This is a genomic window from Burkholderia puraquae (genome assembly GCF_002099195.1).
In the GTDB taxonomy this organism is placed as follows: domain Bacteria; phylum Pseudomonadota; class Gammaproteobacteria; order Burkholderiales; family Burkholderiaceae; genus Burkholderia; species Burkholderia puraquae.
This window is the reverse complement of sequence record NZ_NBYX01000039.1, coordinates 12,719-35,674: the sequence shown is the minus strand read 5'-3', so window position 1 is coordinate 35,674 and position 22,956 is coordinate 12,719. Positions and strand designations below refer to the sequence as shown.

Annotated in this window: 21 protein-coding genes; 7 read left to right on the top strand and 14 right to left on the bottom strand. The window is 67.0% G+C overall.

Going from position 1 to position 22,956, the window contains the following annotated elements; all coding sequences use genetic code 11:
• The 6 genes from B7G54_RS36565 to B7G54_RS36540 form a co-directional block, all read right to left on the bottom strand.
• On the bottom strand, nt 1–368 hold a 368-nt coding region (locus B7G54_RS36565; protein WP_133059264.1), incomplete at its 3' end, for a GntR family transcriptional regulator.
• 390 nt (nt 369–758) lie between these two features.
• A complete protein-coding gene (locus B7G54_RS36560) occupies nt 759–1,007 on the bottom strand; it encodes a hypothetical protein (protein ID WP_085043535.1) in 249 nt (82 codons plus the stop codon).
• A 34-nt stretch (nt 1,008–1,041) separates the two neighbouring features.
• Entirely contained in the window at nt 1,042–1,497 is a 456-nt protein-coding gene (locus B7G54_RS36555; RefSeq protein WP_085043534.1) for a DUF1269 domain-containing protein, read from the bottom strand.
• Between the two features lie 80 nt (nt 1,498–1,577).
• Nucleotides 1,578–1,775, bottom strand: a complete 198-nt coding sequence (locus B7G54_RS36550) for a hypothetical protein (protein ID WP_085043533.1) — start codon at nt 1,773–1,775, stop codon at nt 1,578–1,580.
• Nucleotides 1,776–1,829: 54 nt separating this feature from the next.
• Nucleotides 1,830–2,279 (bottom strand): phosphate-starvation-inducible protein PsiE, encoded by a 450-nt coding sequence (locus B7G54_RS36545; protein WP_085043532.1) that lies wholly within the window; start codon nt 2,277–2,279, stop codon nt 1,830–1,832.
• Nucleotides 2,276–2,644 (bottom strand): helix-turn-helix domain-containing protein, encoded by a 369-nt coding sequence (locus B7G54_RS36540; RefSeq protein ID WP_085043531.1) that lies wholly within the window; start codon nt 2,642–2,644, stop codon nt 2,276–2,278. The genes B7G54_RS36545 and B7G54_RS36540 overlap by 4 nt, the downstream gene beginning before the upstream one ends.
• Nucleotides 2,645–3,012: 368 nt before the next feature.
• On the opposite strand from B7G54_RS36540, the gene B7G54_RS36535 reads away from it, so the two are divergent.
• From B7G54_RS36535 to B7G54_RS36515, 5 genes are all read left to right on the top strand, one after another.
• Complete coding sequence (locus tag B7G54_RS36535) at nt 3,013–4,074, top strand: Dyp-type peroxidase (RefSeq protein ID WP_085043530.1); 1,062 nt, start codon at nt 3,013–3,015, stop codon at nt 4,072–4,074.
• A 712-nt stretch (nt 4,075–4,786) separates the two neighbouring features.
• Nucleotides 4,787–5,602, top strand: a complete 816-nt coding sequence (locus B7G54_RS36530) for a family 1 encapsulin nanocompartment shell protein (RefSeq protein ID WP_085043529.1) — start codon at nt 4,787–4,789, stop codon at nt 5,600–5,602.
• Nucleotides 5,603–5,706: 104 nt separating this feature from the next.
• Nucleotides 5,707–5,976 carry a hypothetical protein gene (locus B7G54_RS36525; protein ID WP_085043528.1) on the top strand — a complete coding sequence of 90 codons (270 nt, stop codon included), beginning with the start codon at nt 5,707–5,709 and terminating at the stop codon, nt 5,974–5,976.
• A gap of 611 nt (nt 5,977–6,587) precedes the next feature.
• Nucleotides 6,588–9,419, top strand: a complete 2,832-nt coding sequence (locus B7G54_RS36520; RefSeq protein ID WP_085043527.1) for an ATP-dependent Clp protease ATP-binding subunit — start codon at nt 6,588–6,590, stop codon at nt 9,417–9,419.
• 124 nt (nt 9,420–9,543) lie between these two features.
• The gene (locus tag B7G54_RS36515; protein ID WP_085043526.1) at nt 9,544–11,823 is read left to right on the top strand and encodes an FdhF/YdeP family oxidoreductase; all 2,280 of its coding nucleotides are present in this window, start codon (nt 9,544–9,546) and stop codon (nt 11,821–11,823) included.
• A 148-nt stretch (nt 11,824–11,971) separates the two neighbouring features.
• Here B7G54_RS36515 and B7G54_RS36510 read toward each other — a convergent pair whose 3' ends face one another.
• The gene (locus tag B7G54_RS36510) at nt 11,972–13,393 is read right to left on the bottom strand and encodes a purine-cytosine permease family protein (RefSeq protein ID WP_085043525.1); all 1,422 of its coding nucleotides are present in this window, start codon (nt 13,391–13,393) and stop codon (nt 11,972–11,974) included.
• A gap of 395 nt (nt 13,394–13,788) precedes the next feature.
• On the opposite strand from B7G54_RS36510, the gene B7G54_RS36500 reads away from it, so the two are divergent.
• The gene (locus tag B7G54_RS36500; protein ID WP_085043524.1) at nt 13,789–14,712 is read left to right on the top strand and encodes a LysR substrate-binding domain-containing protein; all 924 of its coding nucleotides are present in this window, start codon (nt 13,789–13,791) and stop codon (nt 14,710–14,712) included.
• A 55-nt stretch (nt 14,713–14,767) separates the two neighbouring features.
• Here the strand turns inward: B7G54_RS36500 and argE are convergent, their stop codons facing one another.
• The 7 genes from argE to B7G54_RS36465 all read right to left on the bottom strand — a co-directional run bounded on the left by argE (nt 14,768) and on the right by B7G54_RS36465 (nt 21,798).
• Nucleotides 14,768–15,931, bottom strand: coding sequence for an acetylornithine deacetylase (argE, locus tag B7G54_RS36495; RefSeq protein WP_085043523.1), 1,164 nt, complete (start codon nt 15,929–15,931; stop codon nt 14,768–14,770).
• Nucleotides 15,924–16,601, bottom strand: coding sequence for a DUF1028 domain-containing protein (locus tag B7G54_RS36490; RefSeq protein WP_085043522.1), 678 nt, complete (start codon nt 16,599–16,601; stop codon nt 15,924–15,926). The genes argE and B7G54_RS36490 overlap by 8 nt, the downstream gene beginning before the upstream one ends.
• Entirely contained in the window at nt 16,598–17,047 is a 450-nt protein-coding gene (locus B7G54_RS36485; RefSeq protein WP_085043521.1) for a RidA family protein, read from the bottom strand. Before B7G54_RS36485 ends, B7G54_RS36490 begins: the two co-directional genes overlap by 4 nt.
• Nucleotides 17,048–17,122: 75 nt before the next feature.
• A complete protein-coding gene (locus B7G54_RS36480; RefSeq protein WP_085043520.1) occupies nt 17,123–18,463 on the bottom strand; it encodes a flavin-containing monooxygenase in 1,341 nt (446 codons plus the stop codon).
• 416 nt (nt 18,464–18,879) lie between these two features.
• Entirely contained in the window at nt 18,880–19,644 is a 765-nt protein-coding gene (locus tag B7G54_RS36475) for a hypothetical protein (RefSeq protein ID WP_133059263.1), read from the bottom strand.
• Nucleotides 19,645–19,650: 6 nt separating this feature from the next.
• Entirely contained in the window at nt 19,651–20,082 is a 432-nt protein-coding gene (locus tag B7G54_RS36470; RefSeq protein ID WP_085043518.1) for a hypothetical protein, read from the bottom strand.
• 87 nt (nt 20,083–20,169) lie between these two features.
• Nucleotides 20,170–21,798 (bottom strand): tyrosinase family protein, encoded by a 1,629-nt coding sequence (locus B7G54_RS36465; protein ID WP_085043517.1) that lies wholly within the window; start codon nt 21,796–21,798, stop codon nt 20,170–20,172.
• Between the two features lie 944 nt (nt 21,799–22,742).
• Here B7G54_RS36465 and B7G54_RS39260 point away from each other — a divergent pair.
• Entirely contained in the window at nt 22,743–22,898 is a 156-nt protein-coding gene (locus B7G54_RS39260; protein WP_165765660.1) for a hypothetical protein, read from the top strand.
• The last annotated feature ends 58 nt before the right edge of the window (nt 22,899–22,956 follow it).

The window sequence follows — 22,956 nt, the reverse complement described above, 5'->3', positions numbered from 1 at the left end:
AACAGGCTCGGGTCCGGATACGGCGAGCCCAGCGGCACCGCGTCGTCCGTGCCGATCGAGCGCAGCGTCGACAGCACGAGCCGGCTCACGTCGACCGACGACGAGATCGCGATCGGCTTCGACGGTCGCAGCTCGCGCACCGGCGCATGGCCGTCGTCGCGCCGCAGGTTCACGAAATAGCCCGACTGCGGCCGGCTTTCGAGCAGCCCGCGGCTTTCGAGCAGCAGATACGCGTGCAGCACGGTCGTGATGCTGATCCGGTGCTGCTGGCTCGCCTGCCGCACCGACGGCACGCGATCGCCGTGTCGATATACCCCTTGCCGGATGAGTCTCTCTATGTCGTTTGCAAATTTCTCGTAGAGCTTCATCCGCCTCGCCCCGCCAGCGGTGAACCGGCCTGCGATGCATGGGCGGCATGGCCGCGCCGGTGCACGAAGCCGGATAGCCGTGCCCGGGCGCGGGTGTCCCGGTGCGAACCTCGTCCGTTATCGAAATTGAAGGCGGATAGCAATGCGAATCTCATCAAGACAAGGTTCGGCATCCTACTGCGTCATTTCGACGAATGTAAGTGACAGTTTGGCGAGGAAACGTGAAATCCGGCCGGCGTGGTGAACAGATTCAAACGCGACGGCGCGGCCCCGCGCGAGCGCGCGGCAACCGTTCGCCGGGTGCTGCACCGGCGCGCGTCATCGCGTATTGCCGATGGCCGTCGGGCAGCCATCATGCGAAGCCCGGTCGTGCGCGGGCCGCGCGTGCACTCAAGCGTCGTCGACGTTGTCCGCGTAGTGATCGATCGCGACCTTGCACTCGTCGAACACCACCGTCAGCATCGCGACGTCGTTCGACTCGACCCACTTGCGGATCTGCAGGAATTGCCCGGTGCCGAGATCGGCGATGCGGGCGGGATCGTCGGTCGTCACGTCGACGGTCGCGATCGCGCGGTTGCCGGGCAGCGGGGACAGCGTCGCTGCAATGTCGAAGCGCCGGTACGATTGATCGATGCGCATGCGGTTCTCCCGAAGCCGTTCGAAAAGGATGGTCTCAATCAAGCGTCTGGCGGAACACCTTGCCGCCGAACCCCGTCACGACGTTGTCGACCGAGAACGGCGTGTCCTCCTTCGCTTCCAGGATGATCGCGACACTGCCGGGCACGAGCCGTGCCGCAATCGTCTCGACGAACGTGCCGTCGAGCAGCACGTTGCCGGCCGCTTCCGCGAGAATGCCCGCCCCCGCGCCGGCCGCCATGCCGGTGACCACGCCGAGCGGCCCGGCGAGCAGGCCGAGCAAGCCGCCTGCGATCGCGCCGATCACGCCGCCCTTGAACGGCCGCGATTCGGCGTCGAGCACCGCGAGCTTGCCGGTCGCGTCCTTCTCGACGACGACGCCGTTCTCGATGTGGAATCCTTCATGCTTGTCCGACAGCGCCTCGAAATCGTTCGCGGCCTGGCGGGCCGTGTCGACGCTGCCGAACACGGCGACGATCAGTTGCTTGGTCATTCGACACCTCGCTCGGTTGGATGGTCAGTTGCAGTTGCAGGCGCAGCGGCCGCATCACATGCGGCGCGCCGGGGATCGATTCAGATGCCGGTGGCCGCCACGCGTGCGCGCACCGCCTCGGCATGGGCATCGGCAGCCGCCTGCTGCAGCCCGGCGACGGACGGCGTGCGTGCATGCGCCGGATCGGCATCGCGCGCGTCGCGCGCCAGCCGGTAGGCGACCGCCGCCGCTTGCTGCAGGCCGATCGCCAGTTTCGTTTCGACGGCATGCGTGCTCATCCGGCACTCTCGTTGCAGGGAAATGGAAAATGCCTGAGGCGTGCCGCCCGCCCGTCAGCTGCGCGCATGCGCATCCTCCTCGACATCGTCGACGTCGGCCGGAAAGCGATGCTGGCCGAAACTCAGGATCAGCACGCCGACGGCGAGCAGCACGATCCCGAAGGTCGTCATCAGCATCCGCTCGGGGCTGTCGGTTGCACCGCGCAGGATCAGGTCGCGCGCGAGCGACGTCATCGCAATGAACAGCGGAAACCGCACCGGCAACCGGCCGAGCCGCAGGTAGCGCACATCCATCGCGAGCACTTCCAGATACAGGAACATCAGCAGCAGGTCGGTCAGCGACACCTCGCCCGCGAGCACGACCTTCCACGCTTCCTGCGCCATGGCGAACGCGGTCGCGAGCCCGATCACGATCAACCCGGCCAGTTCGGCCGCGTGAAGGAAATGGCCGAAGCGGCGGCGGATGCGCTCGGCCGGCGAGCAGGGAATGGTGGTCGTATTCAAGGTGACAGTCGCGGTGATGAGGCTTGAACGGCGCCGGGCGGCGGGAAAGTTGCTTCACGCGTGGCGGCATGCGCGGTCTCGTGTGCGCCCGGCAGATCCGGCCCGTGCGGGCCGGCCGCGCCGAGCGCCTGCTCGACCGCGGACAGCGTCCGGCGGCAGCACACGTGGAACGCGGCGCCCGCATCGCTGCAGGCGACGTCGTCGTGCTCGCAGCACAGCAGCAGGCGGCAGCCGAGATACCGTTCGAGGCCGCCGATCCGTTCGCTCACCTGCGCTTCGTCGAGCTGCAGTTCGGACGCCGCGCCGGACAGGCCGCCATGCTCGACCACCGCGACATACACACGCATCGCTTCCAGCAGGTTCATGATGACGCTCCTCGTCGGCGGGCGCAGCGGAACCTAATCTACTGCACGCGGCACGCACGCTCAAGAGCACAGCGCCGCGCGCGCCAGGAGTACAGCTGCGCGGGCCCTGCCCAAAATCCGGCCCTGTTTGACGCATTCGGATGACAGTTGGGCGATACGTGTTCCAAAGGCCGGCCGAAGCTGCTAGATTGCTTGCTCGACGACGTTACGCGGTGCGGGCAGGTCACGCGCCGTGCGGCCGGCCGCCCCTGCCGCGGCCCGTTGCGCGAGGCCCGCGCAACGTCCTTCATCCGCATGACACAAAGAGAACAGTCGCATGACACAGTTCAACCGTTCGCCTTCACGCGCCACGGCACTTCCGTCCCGACATGACTGACCGGCAGGCCACGATGCAGACACCTCCCCCACTCTCCCAGGCCGTTCACAGCACGATCACGCGCAGCGCGATCTTCCTCGTGGCGACGATCCATCCCGGCGCCGATCACGCCGACACGATCCGTTCATGGTGCGGCAACATCGCCGCGCTCGTGCGCTCGGTCGGCAAGCGCGTGCCGGGCGGCAACCTCACCTGCGTGTGCGGCTTCGGCGCCGACGCATGGGATGCGCTGTTCGGTAACCCGCGCCCCGCCGCGCTGCATCCGTTCCGCGAATTCGGCGCGGGGCAGCGCGTCGCGGTCGCGACGCCGGGCGACATCCTGCTGCACATTCGCGCGGAAGCGATGGACCTGTGCTTCGAACTCGCGACGCAGCTGCTCGGCGCGCTCGGCGATGCCGTCACCGTCGTCGACGAGGTGCACGGGTTCCGCAATTTCGACCAGCGCGCGATGATCGGCTTCGTCGACGGCACCGAGAACCCGGAAGGCCGCGAAGCGGTCGATTTCACGGTGATCGGCGACGAAGACGCGGAATTCACGGGCGGCAGCTACGTGATCGTGCAGAAATACCTGCACGACATGGCCGGCTGGAACGCGCTCGCGGTCGAGACGCAGGAGCGCATCATCGGCCGCACCAAATTGTCCGACATCGAGCTCGCGCCGGACGTGAAGCCGTCGTGCTCGCACAGCTCGCTGACCACCCTCGACGAGGATGGCCAGGAAGTGAAGATCCTGCGCGACAACATGCCGTTCGGGCGCCCGGGCGCAGGCGAATTCGGCACCTATTTCATCGGCTATGCGCGCTCGCCGGCGCCGATCGAGCAGATGCTCGAGAACATGTTCGTCGGCCGCCCGCCCGGCAACTACGACCGCCTGCTCGACTACAGCCGCGCAGTCACCGGCTCGCTGTTCTTCGTGCCGTCCGCCGACCTGCTCGAAGCGCTCGCCGATCGCGCGGCGCCGGCCGCCGATGCCGCGCAGCCGGAAGCGTCGTCGTCCGCGCCGCATCGCGACGGCTCGCTGAAAATCGGCTCGCTGAAAGGCGTTCCGTCGTAAGGCAACGTGCAGATGGCAGTCCGGCGCGCTACCGCGCGCCGGGCCTGTCCGAACGGCCGCAGTTCAGTCGATTGGTGCGCTCGCGCGGAGAGGACATGCTGCGCCGCACTGCGGCTGCCCCTCCGCCATGCCACCGCGTGCAGGCCGTTACGCGCTCGGGCTTACGCTCTCGGCGCTCCGCCTCGACGCATCAGCCGACCAGGATACAGAGCCCGTTGTTCGGCAGCGCCCCGCCCGGGCCGTTGCTGCATGCCAGATAACCGCCACCCGTTGTGAAGCTTCGATAGGCTGCGCCTATGACTTATCCGGGCCCAGTCCCGGCGACCGAACGCCGCCCGCCCCCGGCTTCCCGCAACCCCGGGCAACCCTGCCGGACGAATGTTCGCAAGAATGCACGACTCGCGATGGGCCGTCGACCGGAAAGGGTCGAGCGCGTTATCGAGCGCGGCCCGAGCGGCGTCAGCGCCGGCACGATCCCCGGTATCGCAATCCGGTCGCGACATTACGCACCCGCACACGCCCCATCTCACGCGCGAATTGCATAACAGTTGCGCCACCGCACGGGGTCGTTTCGATTTGTGCTGCCGCGGTGTCAATCGAGCCTGCTAATATGCATTTTCGTCCGCGATCGGCATGCCTGACATCAGGCGCAGCCCCTCAGCCGATCGGCCCACCATGAAGTGTTTTCGCTGACGTGAGGCAACCAGAACCCATGAATAACCTGCACCGCGAACTCGCCCCGATCTCCGCGTCCGCCTGGGAACAAATCGAGGAGGAAGTGGCACGCACGTTCAAACGATCGGTGGCCGGCCGCCGCGTCGTCGACGTCGATGGCCCGGAAGGCCCCGAGCTGTCGGCCGTCGGCACCGGGCACCTGGTCGACGTCGCCGCGCCGCGCGAGCTCGTGAATGCACGGCTGCGCGAAGTCCGCACGATCGTCGAACTGACGGTGCCGTTCGAGCTGAACCGCGATGCGATCGACAGCGTCGAGCGCGGCGCGCGCGACGCCGACTGGCAACCGGCGAAGGACGCCGCGCAGCGGCTCGCATTCGCCGAAGACAACGCGATTTTCGACGGCTACCCGGCGGCAGGCATCGTCGGCATCCGCGAAGGCACGTCGAACCGCAAGCTCACGCTGCCGGCGGACGTGAGCGCGTATCCCGACGCGATCAGCGACGCGCTCGAGGCGCTGCGGCTCGCCGGCGTCGACGGCCCGTACTCGGTGGTGCTCGGCTCGGATGCCTACACGGCACTCAGCGAAGCGCGCGATCAGGGCTATCCGGTCCTCGGCCATATCAAGCGGATCGTCAGCGGCGAGATCATCTGGGCGCCGGCGATCAGCGGCGGCTGCGTGCTGTCCACGCGCGGCGGCGATTACGAGCTGCATCTCGGGGAAGACGTATCGATCGGCTACACGAGCCATACCGACAAGGTCGTCCGCCTGTACCTGCGCGAAACGTTCACGTTCCTGATGCTGACGAGCGAAGCATCGGTGGCCGTGGCGCCGCAGGCCAGCACGGCGGCCTGACCGTGGTTGCCTGCGCGCGATGCCCGCCGGGCGTCGCGCGCGACCAGCCGCGCCGCCGGCAGCATGTTCGTCGCCGACCGAACCTATCCTGCATGGAGTGTGTGATGAGCGATTCGAATGAGGCATTGCAGGCGCTGCAAGCGTCGGTCGATCACCTGAAGCAGACGGTCGACGCGAACGCGGGCAGCCAGGCCGGCGACACCGCCGTGCTGTTCACCGTCATGTCGCTGGTCCTGGCCGAGTTGCCGCCCGACACGCGCAACCTGATCGAGGATTCGTTCTCCGTCTGGGCCAATGGCCTGACGGATGCGGCACTGTCGACGGACGTGAAGCAGATCGCCCGGCAACGGCTCGCGATGAAGCTCCCGGACTGACCGCGGCACGCCACGGTTGCGCCGTGTCCGGCCCGGACCGTGCAACCCGCCCGCTCGTTCGGCCACCACACACGCATCGGCTGCGGTGCGTGCGTGGTTTCACTTAGCCGGTCGAAGCACGTTCCCCCTGCGGCGCTTCCGTCGCGCCTGCCCGCCCGCGGTGCCTCCCCCCCGCCGGCAACCGGCGCCCTGCGCGCCAATGTCGCACCGCGATCCGTTCGCGTTCCGCCCTCTCCCGCTTCCTGCGATCACTCGCCGCGCACGCCCGCGCCGCGGTGCGCCCGCCCGTCTGTACTCCTTGCCCCCCGTGCGCGCCCGCATGCGAGGGTGCAATTCGCCGCCGGGCCGCTGCGGAACTGTGTCTTGGATGGCCTCCGCCGATTCGCTATTTTGAACGCAGTCGAAGCGATGCCGTGGGCTCCTCCCGGCACGCGTGCTTGCCAACCCGACCGCGACCGTGCGCCACGCCGGCGCGCACTGCGCGACAGCCCGGGCGCGGCCCGCGCGCCGCCATGCCGCGTGTCGTGCGTTCGCGGTCGGGATCCGCAAGCGCCGCACCGCATCGGGACTTCACCCTTCGACCCACTTTCACCGACAGGAGCCAGACCACCATGCCCGCACTTTGCGATATTTGCCACGCCCGGCCGGCCGTCGCGCGCGCAACCGTGATGCAGGACGGCGAGCGCAAGACGATCTCGATCTGCGACTACCACTTCCGTCAGCTGATGCGGCATCAGAGCATGCTGAACCCGTTCGATTCGCTGCTGGGCGGTGGCGGCTCGTCGTCGCTGTTCGGCGGGCTCGACGACGAATCGCCGCTCGCCGCGGAGATTCCACGCGAATCGGTCGACCCGACCGACGCGTTCAGCGAGCAGACGCTCGAGCTGCTGCAACGCGCGGCCGAGAAGGCGCACGAGCTGCGCCGCAGCGAACTCGATTCCGAACACCTGCTTTACGCGCTCGCGGACACCGATGTGTGCGCCGCGCTGCTGAAGGAACTGAAGCTGTCGCCGCAGGACATCCGGTCGTACATCGACGAGCATGCGCACACCGGCACGGCCGCCCCCGATGCGCCGCTCGACAAGCTGTCGATCTCGCCGCGCGTGAAGAAGGCCGTGCAGTTCGCGTTCCAGGCATCGCGCGATCTCGGCCACTCGTACATCGGCCCCGAGCACCTGCTGATCGGGCTCGCGTCGGTGCCGGACAGCGTCGCCGGCACGCTGCTGAAGAAATACGGCGTGACGCCCGAGGCGCTGCGCCAGAAGGTCGTGAAGGTGGTCGGCAAAGGCGCCGAGGACGGTCGCGTCGACGCGCCGACCGGCACGCCGAATCTCGACAAGTTCGGCCGCGACCTCACCGCGATCGCCCGCCAGGGCAAGCTCGACCCGGTGCTCGGCCGCGCGCAGGAAATCGAGAGCACGATCGAGGTGCTCGCGCGCCGCAAGAAGAACAACCCGGTGCTGATCGGCGAGCCGGGCGTCGGCAAGACGGCGATCGTCGAGGGGCTCGCGCAGCGGATCGTCAACGGCGACGTGCCCGAGGTGCTGCGCGACAAGCGGCTCGTCGAAGTCAACATCAACTCGATGGTAGCCGGCGCGAAGTATCGCGGCGAATTCGAGGAGCGCGCGAAGCAGCTGATCGACGAAGTCACGGCGAAGCAGGACGAACTGATCCTGTTCATCGACGAGCTGCACACGATCGTCGGCGCGGGCCAGGGCGGCGGCGAAGGCGGCCTCGACATCGCGAACGTGCTGAAGCCCGCGCTCGCGCGCGGCGAGCTGAGCCTGATCGGCGCGACGACGCTCAACGAATACCAGAAGTACATCGAGAAGGATGCGGCGCTCGAGCGGCGCTTCCAGCCGGTGTTCGTGCCGGAGCCGAGCGTCGAGCAGACGATCGTGATCCTGCGCGGGCTGCGCGACAGCCTCGAGGCGCACCACCAGGTGACGTTCGCCGACGACGCGTTCGTCGCGGCCGCGGAATTCGCCGACCGCTACATCACGTCGCGCTTCCTGCCCGACAAGGCGATCGACCTGATCGACCAGGCCGCCGCGCGCGTGCGGATCGGCGCGACGTCGCGCCCGGTCGACATCCAGGAAGGCGAAGCGCAGATCGCGCAACTGAAGCGCGAGCAGGACTACGCGACGTCGCGCAAGCGCTTCGACGAAGCGAAGCAGTTCGAGGAGCAGATCAACGCGAAGCAGAAGACCGTCGACGAGATGATGGAGGCGTGGCAGCGCAAGACGGGTTCCGAGACGCTCGAGGTGACGGTTGAATCCGTGGCCGAGGTCGTATCGCGGCTGACCGGCATCCCCGTATCCGAACTCACGCAGGAAGAGCGCCAGAAGCTGCTGAAAATGGAAGAGCAGCTGCGCGAGCGCGTGGTCGGCCAGAGCGACGCGGTGGTGGCCGTCAGCGATGCCGTGCGGCTGTCGCGCGCGGGGCTCGGCCAGACGCACCGGCCGATCGCGACGTTCCTGTTCCTCGGGCCGACGGGCGTCGGCAAGACCGAGCTCGCGAAGGCGCTCGCCGAGACCGTGTTCGGCGACGAGCAGGCGATCATCCGCATCGACATGTCCGAGTACATGGAGCGGCACGCGGTCGCGCGGCTGATCGGCGCGCCGCCCGGCTACGTCGGCTACGAGGAAGGCGGCCAGCTCACCGAGCGCGTGCGGCGCCGCCCGTACAGCGTGATCCTGCTCGACGAGATCGAGAAGGCGCACCCGGACGTCTACAACGTGCTGCTGCAGGTGTTCGACGACGGCCGCCTGACCGACGGCAAGGGCCGCGTGGTCGACTTCAGCAACACGATCATCATCGCGACGAGCAACCTCGGCGCCGCGATCATCATGGACAACCTCACGCAACCGGAAGCCGCGCGCAAGACCGACAAGGCGATCCGCGAGGAACTGATGCAGGTGCTGAAGGGCCATTTCCGCCCCGAGTTCCTGAACCGGATCGACGAGGTGATCGTCTTCCACGCGCTGTCGAAGGAGAACATCCGCTCGATCGTGCAGATCCAGCTCGACCGCGTGGTGCGCACGGCCGCCGCGCAGGACATCACGCTCGTGATGGGCGACTCGCTCGTCGAGCACCTGACCGAAGCCGGCTACCAGCCGGAGTTCGGCGCGCGCGAGCTGAAGCGCCAGATCCGCCAGACCATCGAGACCCGGCTCGCGAAGGAGATCCTCGCCGACCGGCTGCAGTCGGGCGACCGGTGCGAAGTCGATTACGACAAGGCCGGCGACGAAGTGAAGTTCAACAAGCTCGCGGCGCCTGAAGCGAAGAAGGACGCCGACGGCAAGGCGAAACCGAACGGCAAGGCAGCCAAGGCCAGCGGCGACGCGAAGGACGGCGATGCACCCGCCGACGTGCCGCCGCCCGCGCCTGCCGCGAAGCCGTCCGGCAAGAAGTCGTCCGGCGCGAAGAAGGACGCGCACTGAAACCCCGCATGCCCTGCCACGCGGGGCACGCATGACCGGCTCCGTCCACCGGACGGAGCCGCCCCACGCCGCGACACGGCGCAAACCGAGCCGCCCGCACCGGGTACGGCAGATGGAGAATCACATGACAAATCGACGCGAAGTGCCAGGCATCAGGAAGTATGACGGGCCCGCCGGTGGTTGGGGCGCGCTTCGCGCGACAGCCGATGCGGTGCGCACGCAAATGGAAACCATCGAGGCGCCGATCGTGCTGATGCGGACCAACCAGCCCGACGGTTTCGACTGCCCCGGCTGTGCGTGGCCCGACAAGGAACACAAGTCGACGTTCCAGTTCTGCGAAAACGGCGCGAAAGCCGTCACGTGGGAAGCGACGACCAAGCGCGTGACGCCCGAATTCTTCGCGGCGAACACCGTGTCGTCGCTGCTGCGCATGTCGGACTACGAGCTGGAGAACATGGGCCGGCTCACGCATCCGCTCGTCTACGATCGCGCGACCGACACGTTCCGTGCAGTCGAATGGGACGATGCATTCGCGCGCATCGGCGAAGTGCTGCGCGCGCTGCCGCCCGATCAGGTCGAGTTCTATACGTCCGGCCGCGCGTCGAACGAGGCCGCGTACCTGTACCAGCTGTTCGCCCGCGAGCTCGGCACCAACAACTTCCCCGACTGCTCGAACATGTGCCACGAGCCGACCAGCGTCGGCCTGCCGCAGTCGATCGGCATCGGCAAGGGCACCGTGTCGCTGGAAGATTTCGACCACTGCGAGCTGATCATCTCGATCGGCCACAACCCCGGCACGAACCACCCGCGGATGATGGGTACGCTGCACGAATGCTCGCGGCGCAACGTGCCGATCATCGTGTTCAACCCGCTGCGAGAGCGCGCGCTCGAACGCTTCGCGGATCCGCAGGACATGATCGAGATGGCGTCGTTCGGCTCGACGCGGATCGCGTCGACGTACTACCAGGTCGACGCCGGCGGCGACGCGGCCGCGCTCAAGGGCATCATGAAGGCGCTGCTGCAGCTCGAGGCCGAACGCGGCGACGTGCTGGATCGCGACTTCATCGCGCAGCATACCGACGGCTTCGATGCATTCTCGGCCGATCTCGAAGCCACGTCGTGGGACGACATCGAGCGCGCGAGCGGGCTCAGCCAGGCGCAGCTCGAACAGGTCGCGCTCGCGTACGCGAAGTCGAACGCAACGATCATCACGTACGGAATGGGCGTCACGCAGCACAACAAGGGCACCGCAACCGTGCGCCTGATCGCCGACCTGCTGCTGATGCGCGGCAACATCGGCAAGCCCGGCGCCGGCGTCTGCCCGCTGCGCGGCCACTCGAACGTGCAGGGCAACCGCACGGTCGGCATCACCGAGAAGCCGTCGGCCGAGTTCCTGAAGAAGATCGAGGACGTGTGCGGCTTCACGCCGCCCGCGCATCACGGCCATGACGCGGTGCAGGCGATGCAGGCGATGATCGACGGCAGCGCGAAGGCGCTGCTGTGCCTCGGCGGCAACTTCGCAGTCGCGCTGCCCGATCCCGAGCAGTCGTTCCCGGCGATGGCGAAGCTCGACCTGAGCGTGCATCTCGGCACCAAGCTGAACCGCTCGCACCTGCTGGTCGCGAAGGAAACCTTCATCCTGCCGGTGCTCGGCCGCACCGAGCTCGACATGCAGGCAACCGGCCGGCAGTCGATTACCGTCGAGGATTCGATGTCGATGGTTCATGCGTCGGCCGGCAAGCTCAAGCCCGCGTCCGACCAGTTGCGCTCGGAGCCTGCGATCGTCGCGGGGATCGCGCATGCAACGCTGCCGGCAAGCAAGGTGGCATGGCTCGACCTGATCGCCGACTACGACCGCATCCGCGACCTGATCGATCGCACGGTGTCCGGCTTCGAGGCGTTCAACGAGCGCATCCGCACGCCGGGCGGCTTCCGCCTGCCGCTTCCGCCCACCGAGCGCGTGTGGCCGACGCCGACCGGCAAGGCGATGTTCTCGGTCTACAAGGGGGTGAAGGAAGATGCCGACGTGCTCGGCGGCGAGCAGGTGTTGCGGCTGATCACGCTGCGCAGCCATGACCAGTACAACACGACGATCTACGGGCTCGACGACCGCTATCGCGGCGTGTTCGGGCGGCGCGACGTGCTGTTCATGAACCCGGCCGATCTCGCGAAGTACGGGCTCGAACACGGCGACCTCGTCGACATCCAGACGATCACCGCATCGGGCCGCACGCTGCGTCTCGAGAAGATCACCGCGATCGAGTACGACATCGCGCCGGGGTCGGTCGGCGCGTACTACCCGGAAGCGAACGTGCTCGTGCCGCTCGACTACATCGACAAGGAAAGCGGCACGCCGTCGTACAAGTCGGTGCCGGTGCACGTCACGCGCTCGGCGGTGGTCTGACCCGCGGGCAGGCAGGGTTGCGGCGCACGGCGCGACACGACACGCCGCGCACCGCTCCCTCCTGCCGCCCCTGCCTCTCCGCTCGCGGCCGCCGCATCGCTACCGATGCGGCGGCCGCTTTCCTCGATCGCGCCGAACGACGACCCGCTTACCGCGCCGCCGACGACGGCAGGTGCGCGCCCGTCTGCCGGCGCCGGTACGCGCTGTCGCGCGTCGCGAGCCAGTAGTACAGCGGCGACGTCAGCACCAGCCCCACGAGCCACGACAGGTCCGCGCCGCCGAGATGCGCGGGAATCGGGCCTGCATACATCGGCGTGTTCATGAACGGAATCTGCACGAGGATGCCGATCGCATACGCGAGCAGCGCCTGCGGATTGAAGCGGCCGTATACGCCGCCGTCGGCCATGAAGATCGACTGGATGTCGTACTTGCCCTTGTGGATCACGTAGAAGTCGATCAGGTTGATCGCCGTCCACGGCACCAGCACGACGAGCAGCGCGAGCACGAGATCGACGAGGTTGCCGACGAAGTTCGTCGATGCGCCGATCGCCGCGTAGCAGCACGCGACGAAAATCACGACCGACACCACCGCACGCGCCTTCGCGGTCGGAATCCACTTGTATGCGAACGTCTGCACCGACGTGATCACCGCGAGCACCGCGCCGTACAGGTTCAGCGCGTTGTGGCTGATCACGCTCAACAGGAACAGCATGAGCATCAGCGGGCCGAGCGGGCCCGTCGCCTGCTTGACCGCATCCATCGCGTCCGCGCCGGCCGGCACCGCGAGCACCGCGACCGCACCGAAGATGAACGCGAGCGTCGAGCCGATCGTGCAGCCGAGATAGGTCGCCCAGAACGTCGACGCCACGCCGACGTTCTCCGGCAGGTAGCGCGAGTAGTCCGACACGTACGGCGCGAACGCGATCTGCCACAACGCCGACAGCGACACCGTCGCGAGCCATCCCGCGAAGTTGAAACCGCCGCGCGTCAGGAAATCGTCGGTCGTCACGTGCGTGAGGATCATCCAGAAGCCGACCAGGATCCCGATGCCGAGCACCCACGTGCCGATCCGGTTCAGGATGTGGATGAACCGGTAGCCGACGATGCCGATCAGCCCCGAGCCCACCGCGCCGATCACGATGCCGACGGGCACCGGCACCGACGCCGCGATGCCGTGCACCGACTTGCCGGCGAGCACGATGTTCGACGCGAAGAAGCCGACGTACATCACGGCCGCGATCACGGTGACGAGCAGCGCTCCCCATGAGCCGAACTGCGCGCGGCTCTGGATCATCTGCGGGATGCCCATCTGCGGCCCCTGCGCCGAATGCAGCGCCATCAGCACGCCGCCGACCGCCTGGCCGACGACGATCGCGACGATGCCCCACATCAGGTTCAGGTGGAAAATCTGCACGCCAAGCGCGCCGGTCACGATCGGCAGCGGCGCGATGTTGCCGCCGAACCAGAGCGTGAAAAGATCGCGCACCTTGCCGTGGCGTTCCGCGGGCGGCACATAGCCGATCGTGTGCTTCTCTATCATCGGGGACGCGTTGCGGTCCACGTTCGTCATGGTGATGTCTCCTGTCCTGCGCGCCGATGCGCGCTTGCCGTGTCAGCCGGCGCGCGTTGGGGGGCGCGCCTGCAATCGGGTCCGGATACGCGAGCGGCGACGCGCCGCGTGCACGCGCAGCGGTGCCGAACGAAGCGGACGATGCGCATGCGGGGACGGATGACATGTCCCGCCGGCGCGGGCGCGGCCGCTTCGTATGCTTCGTGATCCAGGTTGGAGACGATGGTGCGCCACGCGCATCGGGACCGGAAAATACTAAAAATATTTCCGGGACATACGAAAAAGCTCTGCAGCGGAAATGCCGGCACCGGCGGTCTTTCAGGTAAGGTGCTACGCACAACCATGGACAGATTGCGCCCGCGGCGGCACGCCGGGGCCGTGCATCAGAGGTGCTTGTGGCTCACTACACTTTGCGGCAACTGAAGTACTTCGTGACGACGGTGGAATCCGGCAGCGTCGCCGAGGCGTCGCGCCAGCTCTTCATCGCGCAGCCGTCGATCTCCAGTGCGATCAAGGGCCTGGAGGAAAGCTTCGGCGTGAAGCTGTTCATCCGCCATCACGCGCAGGGCGTGTCGCTGACGCCGAGCGGCACGCGCTTCTACCGGAAAGCGCAGGAGCTGCTGCGCATCGCGCACGAATTCGAACAGAACGCGCTCGCCGACAACGACGTGATCACCGGGCAGATCGACATCGGCTGCTTCGAGACGGTCGCGCCGCTCTATCTGCCGCAACTGATCGCGGGCTTTCGCGAGCGCTACCCGGGCGTCAACATCCGGCTGCGCGACGGCGACCAGCAGGAGCTCGTGCAGGGCCTGACGTCCGGCACGTTCGATCTTGCGCTCATGTACGACCACGATCTCGACGGCACGATCGAGACCGAGCCGCTGATGCCGCCGCAGCAGCCGTACGTGCTGCTGCCGGAGCACCACCGCTTCGCGGGCCAGACGCACGTGTCATTGCGCGACCTCTGCGTCGAGCCGATGATCCTGCTCGACGTGCAGCCGAGCCGCACGTATTTCGTCAGCCTCTTTCACGAACTCGGGCTGACGCCGAACATCGTGTTCGGGTCGCCTTCGATCGAGATGGTGCGCGGGATGGTCGGCCAGGGGTTCGGCTTCTCGCTGCTCGTCACGCGCCCCCATTCCGAATACACGTACGACGGCCAGCGCGTCGTGACGATCGGCCTCAGCGAAACGGTGAGCCCGTCGGGGCTCGTGAGCGCACGGCTGAAGCGCGGGCAACTGACGAAGCAGGCGCAGTCGTTCGTCGACTTCTGCCGCGAGCGGCTCGCGCAGATCGTCGTGGAGACGGCACGATAGGGAACGGCAACACGCACGCACCGCGAAAGGCAGTGCGTACGTGTCGGCGGCGGTGTCAGGCCGCCGCGGAAAGATGCGCGGCCAGCCGGCCCAGCATCGCGTCGCATCCAAGCAGTTGGTCGAGCGTGACGAACTCGTCGGGCTTGTGCCCCTGGTCCATGCTGCCGGGCCCGCACACCACGGTCGGAATGCCGGCCTGCCCGAACAGCCCGCCCTCGGTGCCGAACGCCACCGTACCGAATGCATCGGAGCCGCTCAGCATCGCGAGCAGGCGCGCGGCCTCGCTATCCGGCGCGGTCGCGAGCCCCGGATACGCGCCCAGCGGCTGCAACCGGATGTCGGTATCGGGCTGCACCGCGCGCATCTGCGGCAATAGTTCGGATTCCGCATAGTCCTGCAGCTTCCTCGGCACGTCGTGCGCGTCGAAATCCGGCAACGCGCGCACCTCGAAATCGAACTCGCATTCGGCCGGCACGATGTTCAGCGCGCGGCCGCCCTTGATCAGCCCGGTCTGCACGGTCGAGAACGGCGGATCGAATCGTACGTCGTGCCGTTCGGGCCGCGCGAGCGCCGCGCCGATCTCGCCGAGCCGGCCGATCAGCTTCGCCGCATAGTCGATCGCGTTGACGCCCGACGGTGCATACGCGGAGTGGCACGCGGCGCCCTTCACGTGGCAGCGCATCGCGAGCTTGCCCTTGTGACCGAGCACCGGCTTCAGCTCGGTCGGCTCGCCGATCAGGCACAGGCGCGGCCGGTGCGCGCGCGCGGCCAGTGCGTCGAGCATCGGCCGCACGCCAACGCAGCCGACTTCCTCGTCGTACGAGAACGCAAGATGCACGGGCATGCTCAGCGGCCGCGCGACGAATGCCGGAACGGCCGCGAGCACCGACGCGATGAAGCCCTTCATGTCGGCCGTGCCGCGGCCGTACAGTCGGCCGTCGCGCTCGGTCAGCCGGAACGGCTCGACCGTCCACGCCTGCCCGTCGACCGGCACCACGTCGGTATGGCCCGACAGCGCGATGCCGCCGCGATCGCGCGGCCCGATCGTCGCGTACAGGCTCGCCTTCGTGCGCTCCGCGTTGTAGAACAGGTCGCTCTCGACGCCGAAACCCGCAAGATAGTCGCGGATGAAACCGATCATCTCGAGGTTCGAATCCCGGCTGACCGTCGCGAAACCGATCAGCCGTTCGAGCAGCGTGCGGCTCGACGTGTCATTCATCGCCCGGCACTCCGTAGCTCGGCGCGGCGGTCGGGTTCAGCGCACGCGTCTGGTAGTCCTGCATCTGCGGGCGATAAGCCTGCCACAGCGCATCGAGCTGCCCGATCGGATCGGCATCGGCCCAGTCGACGCGCAGGTCGACGATCGGCCAGGTCACGTCGCCGGCCACCTTCAGCGCGGCCGAATGCACCGGCCCCGCCTCGCCGCCGGCCGCCATCGCCGCATGCATCGCGGCCAGCAGGCGATCGGCGAGCAGGCCCGGCGCCTGTTCGAATGCACGCGCCATCGCGTCGATCACGGCCGGCGCAGCCAGCAGGTTCCCGGCCGCCACGCATTGCTCGCCCTGCACCGCGTGATGCGTGCCCAGTGCTTCCTTGCCGGTGAAGCATGCCGTCTGCCCCTGCCCGTCGATCACCGTGACCTGCCGGTACTGGCTCCAGCCGTTCGCGCTGAGCGCGCGGTCGAGCGCCGCGGCGGGCGCGAGCAGCTCGTGCTCGATCAGGTCGAGGATCTGCGGGCCGAGCGCCGGCAGCGTGATGTTCTGCGTCGCGACGGCGCCGACGCCCGCGCGCACCCATGGGCAGCGCGCGCCCACCGCGATGCTCGACGAGCTGATCGCGATCCCGAGCTGGCCCGTCTCCGGGCAACGCCCGACGATGGAGAAAGTCATGTTGCCTCCTGCGCGCGGTTCGGCTGCCAGTTGTCCGGGATCACCGCGATCACGTCGATCTCCATCAGCCACTGCGGCTGGCCGAGCGCGGACACGACGAGCCCCGTCGAAATCGGATACACGCCCTTCAGCCACTTGCCGACTTCCTGGTACACGGGCTCGCGATAACGCGGGTCGATCAGGTAGGTCGTCGTCTTCACGATGTGCGTGAGGTCGCTGCCGGCTTCCTCCAGCAGCTGCCTGACATTCTTCATCGCCTGCTCGGCCTGCGCGCGCGGATCGCCGAGGCCGATCAGGTTGCCGTCGAAATCCGTGCCGACCTGGCCGCGCACGTAGACGGTGTTGCCGGCCCGCACGGCCTGGCACAGGTCGTTGTCCAGCGTCTGGTTCGGGTAGGTATCCTTGGTGTTGAACATGCGGATACGGGTATGGGTGGGTTGGCTCATCGAAATCCTTCGGTCGTCAGGGGTCTCGCCGCCGCACCGGACGCGAACGCGGTGCGGCCGGCGGCACGGGTTCGGTCAGTTCACCGCGTCGGCAAGCGGCTGCGCGTCGGCGTGCGCCGCGGCGCCGCCCTGCTCCGGGCGCGATGTCGAGCGGCGCTGCGATGCGTCGTGGTAATCGAGGTAGGTGCGCTGCGTCGCGATGTGATCGGCGATGTGCCGCGCGTCGTGCCACACGCCCCAGATGAAGCTGGAGCCGCGCCGCGACAGCCACGGCAGCCCGAGAAAATAGATGCCCGGCTCCTTCGACACGCCGCGCTGGTGCTGCGGCTTGCCGTTGCCGGCGAACGCGTCGACCTTCAGCCAGCCGTAGTCCACCGCGTAGCCCGTCGCCCAGATGATCGACGTGACGCCCGCGCCGGCGAGGTCGAGCGCGAGGATCGGGTGCGCGACGCAGTCGGGGTTCGGCAGGATGTAGCGGGCTTCCGGCTCTTCCGGCAGGTCGAGGCCGTTGCGTGCCGCATAGGCGTCGGCCGCGTCGAGCAGCGACAGGTAGTTCTCGTCGCCGCGCGCGAGATTGATCGCGAGATCGCGTTCGAACACGGCCACGCCGCCGTCGAACGACTTCGTCAGCCCGACGAGCGTCACGCCCTGGTTCGCAAGCTTGCGGAAATCCACCGTATGGCCGCCGCGCGCGCCGCTCACCGCGATCGTCACGTGTTCGCGGCCGGGCGTCGCGACCTCCTTGTCCCATTCGCCGAGCACGCCGAGCCACCAGCAGAAGTCGCGGCCGCGATACGCACGCGGCGGGCGATCGTGCGGGCCGACCGACAGGTAGACCTGCCGGCCCGCGCGCTGCAGTTCGTCGGCGATCTGCACGCCCGACGAACCCGCGCCGACCACCAGCACCGCGCCGTCCGGAAGCTGGCCCGGATTGCGATAGTCGGCGGAATGGATTTGCATGAGACGCGCGTCGTCCGGCGCGATCGGCGGAATCACCGGGCGCTGGAACGGCCCCGTCGCCACGACCACGCGGTTCGCCTCGATCGTGCCGTCGGAGGTCTCGACGACGAAACCGGGCTTGCCCGTATTGCGCACAACCTGCTTCACCTCGACGCCGGTGCGGATCGGCGCGTTGAACTTGCGCGCATACGCTTCGAAGTAGTCCGCGACCTGGTCTTTCGATGCGAACGCGTCAGGATCGAGGCCGTCGAATTCGAGCCCGGGAAAGCGGTCGTGCCACGCGGGGCCGTTCGCGACCAGCGAATCCCAGCGCCCCGTGCGCCAGCGTTCGGCGATGCGGCTGCGCTCCAGCACGAGATGCGGTACGCCCAGCTTGCCCAGGTGCTCGCTCATGGCCACACCGGCCTGACCGGCGCCGACGACGAGCGTATCGATTGAGGTTGTTTCGACTGCCACGGCTGTCTCCTTCTGAAGTGCGGCTCAGTGCGACGCGCGTGCCGTCGCGTGAGCTGGAATGGAGACATTCTGCTGAGACACCGCCGGAGGCGAAATGATGATTTTTGTCGTTGTTGATGAGCAAAAAGCTGGGCGTGGGGGGACTGGCGGCGCCGGCCGGCGACCACGGCGGGCGCCCGCCTTCCCCGCTGCCCGGATGGCGAGCCCCGCCCGCTGGCACGGCACGCACGATCCGCGCCGTGCGTCGTGCCGACGCCGGCGAGCTCACGTTACGGAAACGCGGGCCGTAAACACCGGCTTCGACAGGTCGATATGGCTGCGCAGGTGCGCGAACTCGTCCGGAATCGGTGCGCGCCTCGCCGGCCGTGCGGATCGTCTGGAGGCGATCCGGCCGCACGTCTTCGATTTATGTCATCCTAAGTAATCTGGCGGTTTTTATTTCGTAAGCGGTCTTTCAACGACACCTCTGCGAGCGCAGCCCGATCGCTCAGTGCGTAGAACGCCAGCATGCTGACGAGCATCGCAAAAGCGACGCCGCTCGTGTCCCAACGCAGCCCCAGGCTGAACGCCAATGCCTTGATCGCGGTCATGCCGAGCGCCATGACGACCAACATCGCCGCAAATTCGAGCGCGACCCGAACCGGAGCCCGAACAGGCACGCGTGCCGTGCTGCGTCGATGCGGGTCCTTGCGGTCAGCCTCGCGCAGGATCAACAGCGCCAGCATGGCCAGCATCGACATCGGAAACCATTGGAGGTGGAGCACGAGCGTATTCCACATGGCGCCGGCATCGAGCGTTCCACCGCAGATGTTGAGAATGGCATCGAGCGGGGAGCGCATTGCATCGAGCGTCAATCCCGCGCAAATGGCGGCCATGCACCCGAGCATCGACCGACGCGCACACCTGCCGGGCGCCCCGCTTCTCGTCGCATAGCCGGCGATGCCGCAGGCAAGCGCACCGATGCCATTCCATGTCCAGCTGGAAGGGGCGCCATGCAGCCTGGTCGGCAAGTCGCAGGTCAGGAAACCGAAGAACGCGAACGCCATCCCGCCGCGCACGCGCCCGGATATCGAAAGCACGGCAGTACGCGCAGGCCCGATCCCGGCGCCTGCGCGCATCGCGTCCGTCACCCTCGCCGGACGCCTGGCCGTGTCGGCCGGCGGTGCAGTCGGGGGAGTCATGGCCGCTCAGGCGGGATCTCTCATGACCGCATACCACGAGCACACCACGCCGGCCGGCGCAACGCCGCCGCTGCCGCTCGCATGCGGAACCGTCCGGACGATCGAACCGGTCAGCGCCGGACGCTGATCGATGCCATTGGGCCAGGGCGCGCTCACGTACCCGACATAGTCGTATACCCATTCCTCGCCGCTGACCACGCCGCGCCCCTGGAATCGCACGGTGCCGGGATTCCCGTAGCTGATCCAGCCGTTGAGTTGCAGCTCCCACCCCGGGCCAAAAATGCGCCCCTTGAAAATGCCCGCCGGCGCCTGCGCGATCTCGATCGTGCCGAGGCCGAATTCAAGATCATTGAATGCGGTGGCCGGGTCGGGATCGTTCAGGAAACTGCGATAGGTCCACAGGCCCACCAGGCTGCCGGTTTCGGGTGCGTAGCTCATGCCCGCGTCTCCTCTTCAGGTCCACGTTGTCGAAGTGCCGAACCGAACCGGCGCCAGGCAATGGCGCCGGGTCGTCACGCGCCGTGGTTACCGGACCTCGAGCCGGAACAGTTTCGGTGCGGCTTGCGGAACCGCGCCGGCGACGGCTTGAGATGCGGGGGGTGAAGCGGGTTGCGTCTGCAGGCGCACGCCTTCACGCGTATGGATCTCGACCTCGTACTGCGCATCCTGCACCGCGCTTTCCGCGAACTGGTTCAGCGGAAAGAACGCCTTCACTTCGAGGTGCGTCTGGCAGTTCGCGCAGGACTGCACGCTCCAGCGGCTCAGCACGGACGCCGTGCCGAACAGGTGCCGCTCGCCGTCCACGTTGACGTATGCGGACACGAGGAACGACCCGGCAATCGGCGCGCGATTCAGCCCGGAGACGCGCACGACCTTGCTGCTGTTGCCGGCCGGCACCGTTGACGCTGCCAGCGAGAGTGTCGGCAGGTTTTCCAGCGAACCGGGGCCGTACGTGTAGCCGAGCTGCTCCTCGATGTTGATGCAGTCGAGCGACGTATAGGCGCGCTCCTTGCCGTTCTCGCTCTTCTTGAACGGATCGAGCGGCGATTCGAGCGTGAGCCACGAGTTCGGCACGGTGCCCGGCGTCGGCCCCTGCGAATCGACGGAGTTGGTGCCCGGATACCCGGCGGCGACGTCGAGGTGCTGCGTGAAGCCATGCCGCTTCTGCCACAGCCAGAACACGCGATCGATGAAGCAGTGGTGGAAATAGAAGATCGGGTCGAGGCCCGCCGTGTCGTTTTCGCCCATGTCGCCGTTGGCGCCCGGAATCGGCGAGAAATCACCCGCGTTCGGGCCGTGCGGCACGTCGAACCCGCCGACGGCAAGGTGAATGTCGTTGTGCGGCGACTCGAGCGGGACGACGGGAATCGCGCCGTCCGGAAGATTGTCGTTCCACTGCGCCGCGGATGTCGTATTGGAAAACACCGTGTAGTTCGGCGCGTCCAGGCACTGCTCGAACTTGCGCTTCACGTTGGTCTGCACCACGTCGCCGTTCACGACGATGTACGACGTGAGCCAGTCCACGATGTTCCGGTTCAGCAACATGACGTTCTCCGTGGGGTCGGGGAACTTGTCGTTGTGCTTTTTGGTGGCCTCCCGGTCCTTCTCGGTGCCCACGAGCCCCGATAGCGGGTAGCGAACCGTGACGTAGGGCAGCGGCTTGCTGTAGTTCGGATCGTCGCCGTTGATGTTGTCGGTGATCGCCCGGTTGAACGAGAAGGAGGCCAGCGGGTTGGGAATCTTTTCTCCGTCGAGCTCGAAATCCGGGTCGGTCAGTGCCCACGGAATGCCGTTCGTCAGCGACTCTTCGCTGGTCTCGTCCCAGAACGGCAGCATCACCTGCTCGCACCCGGGGATGCTCTGCAGCGCCTGTTCCAGCCGCAGCAGGTAAGCACGGTGCCAGGTGGGGAACAGCACGTTGCCGTGGTTGCAGTAGCCGCCCCAGTAGGACGCCGATCCCCAGCCGGCGCCGCGGAACGGTTCGCCGTGGAAGCCGCCGATCATGAAGAACGAGTTCGGATCGTCCGGCGGCAATTCCTTGATGCCTTTCCACGCGCGCATCACGTCTTCCAGCGGTTTTTTGTTACCTTTCCGATATTCGACTTGCAACGATTCGATCGACGGACGAACTCTGACTCCATTTGCGTTATTCATGATGTGTCCAGTCTCCTTCGTGGGTAGCGTTACGGTATGGCCGCCAGGTTTTGAACGTAAGCAGGCAATTCATGAAACCGTCAAACTCGCGTTCAATCGGATTTTTATTAAAATATCGCGTGGCATTTTTAAAGCGTTAATCAGCGGGCCATAGGCAGGCCCGCGGGTCACCTGATCGCCTCCATGAGTGGCGTGGACACGCGCAACAGACGTAGCAAGCCCTCTGAAAAAGGGCGCGCCTTCAGATCGCAGGGATGCCGTGGTGAATCGATGCCGATTCGGCAGGCACGAATGCCTGGCAAAGTAGCCGTGATACCCCGATAGCGTTTTATCCTGATTTGGTATGAGTAAATAAAGCAGATGGGATTAATTTTCGCAAGGGCAAGGCAGGCTGAATTATCAAAAAAATCCGAAAGCGGACGCGGAACCCGGCCCGTTCAATTTTCGGAAATAATCACGGTAATTTACGACACGATCGTAAAAACCCGGCGCCGGGTAATCACAGGTGCGTCACGGGGTTTATTCATGCAATCGGCCGACGGATACCTTACGATCGCCGGCTGCCGCTCTATCTCGCTGTCGCGCGTGCGGGTGAAAGCTCGCGGAGGATCAGAAAGATTGTCCCGCTGCATCGGGTCGACGATCTCCCAAGCGGGTAGCGCCACGGCCATTCGACGTCCTCCCTGCGCCCCACCCCGACAATTCTTGACTGTGCTCCCGCCGTCGAACTGGTAGGATGCGCGTCGCCTTGGCATAGACGGCAGCCCAAGGGCATTCAACTGTCCCTTTTTTAAGGTCGCACGGCCGGCCCGTGCTGCCGTCCCGCCTATGCGACGCGGTGCCCCCACCGCACCCCAGTCCCCGTAAAACCCGCAACACCCCGGCGTCGCGCTACCCGACCCGTTGCAGCAACCGTTGGAGTGGCGCCTCGTGCGCCAGCAAGCATGAAGAACTCGAAGCCGCCCACCCGCCCCTCGCGCGAGAAAGACCGCACGCCGCTGGTGCGTGCCGGCGCGCTGCTGCTGATGGCCGGCCTGCTGTACCTGCTGTGGCCATCGGCCGAAACCGCCTACCTCGCGATGGAATCGGTCATACGCTGACGCGGCACGTCCATCCCGCGCTGCGCTATACTTGCGCGATGGAAACCAAACCTGCCTC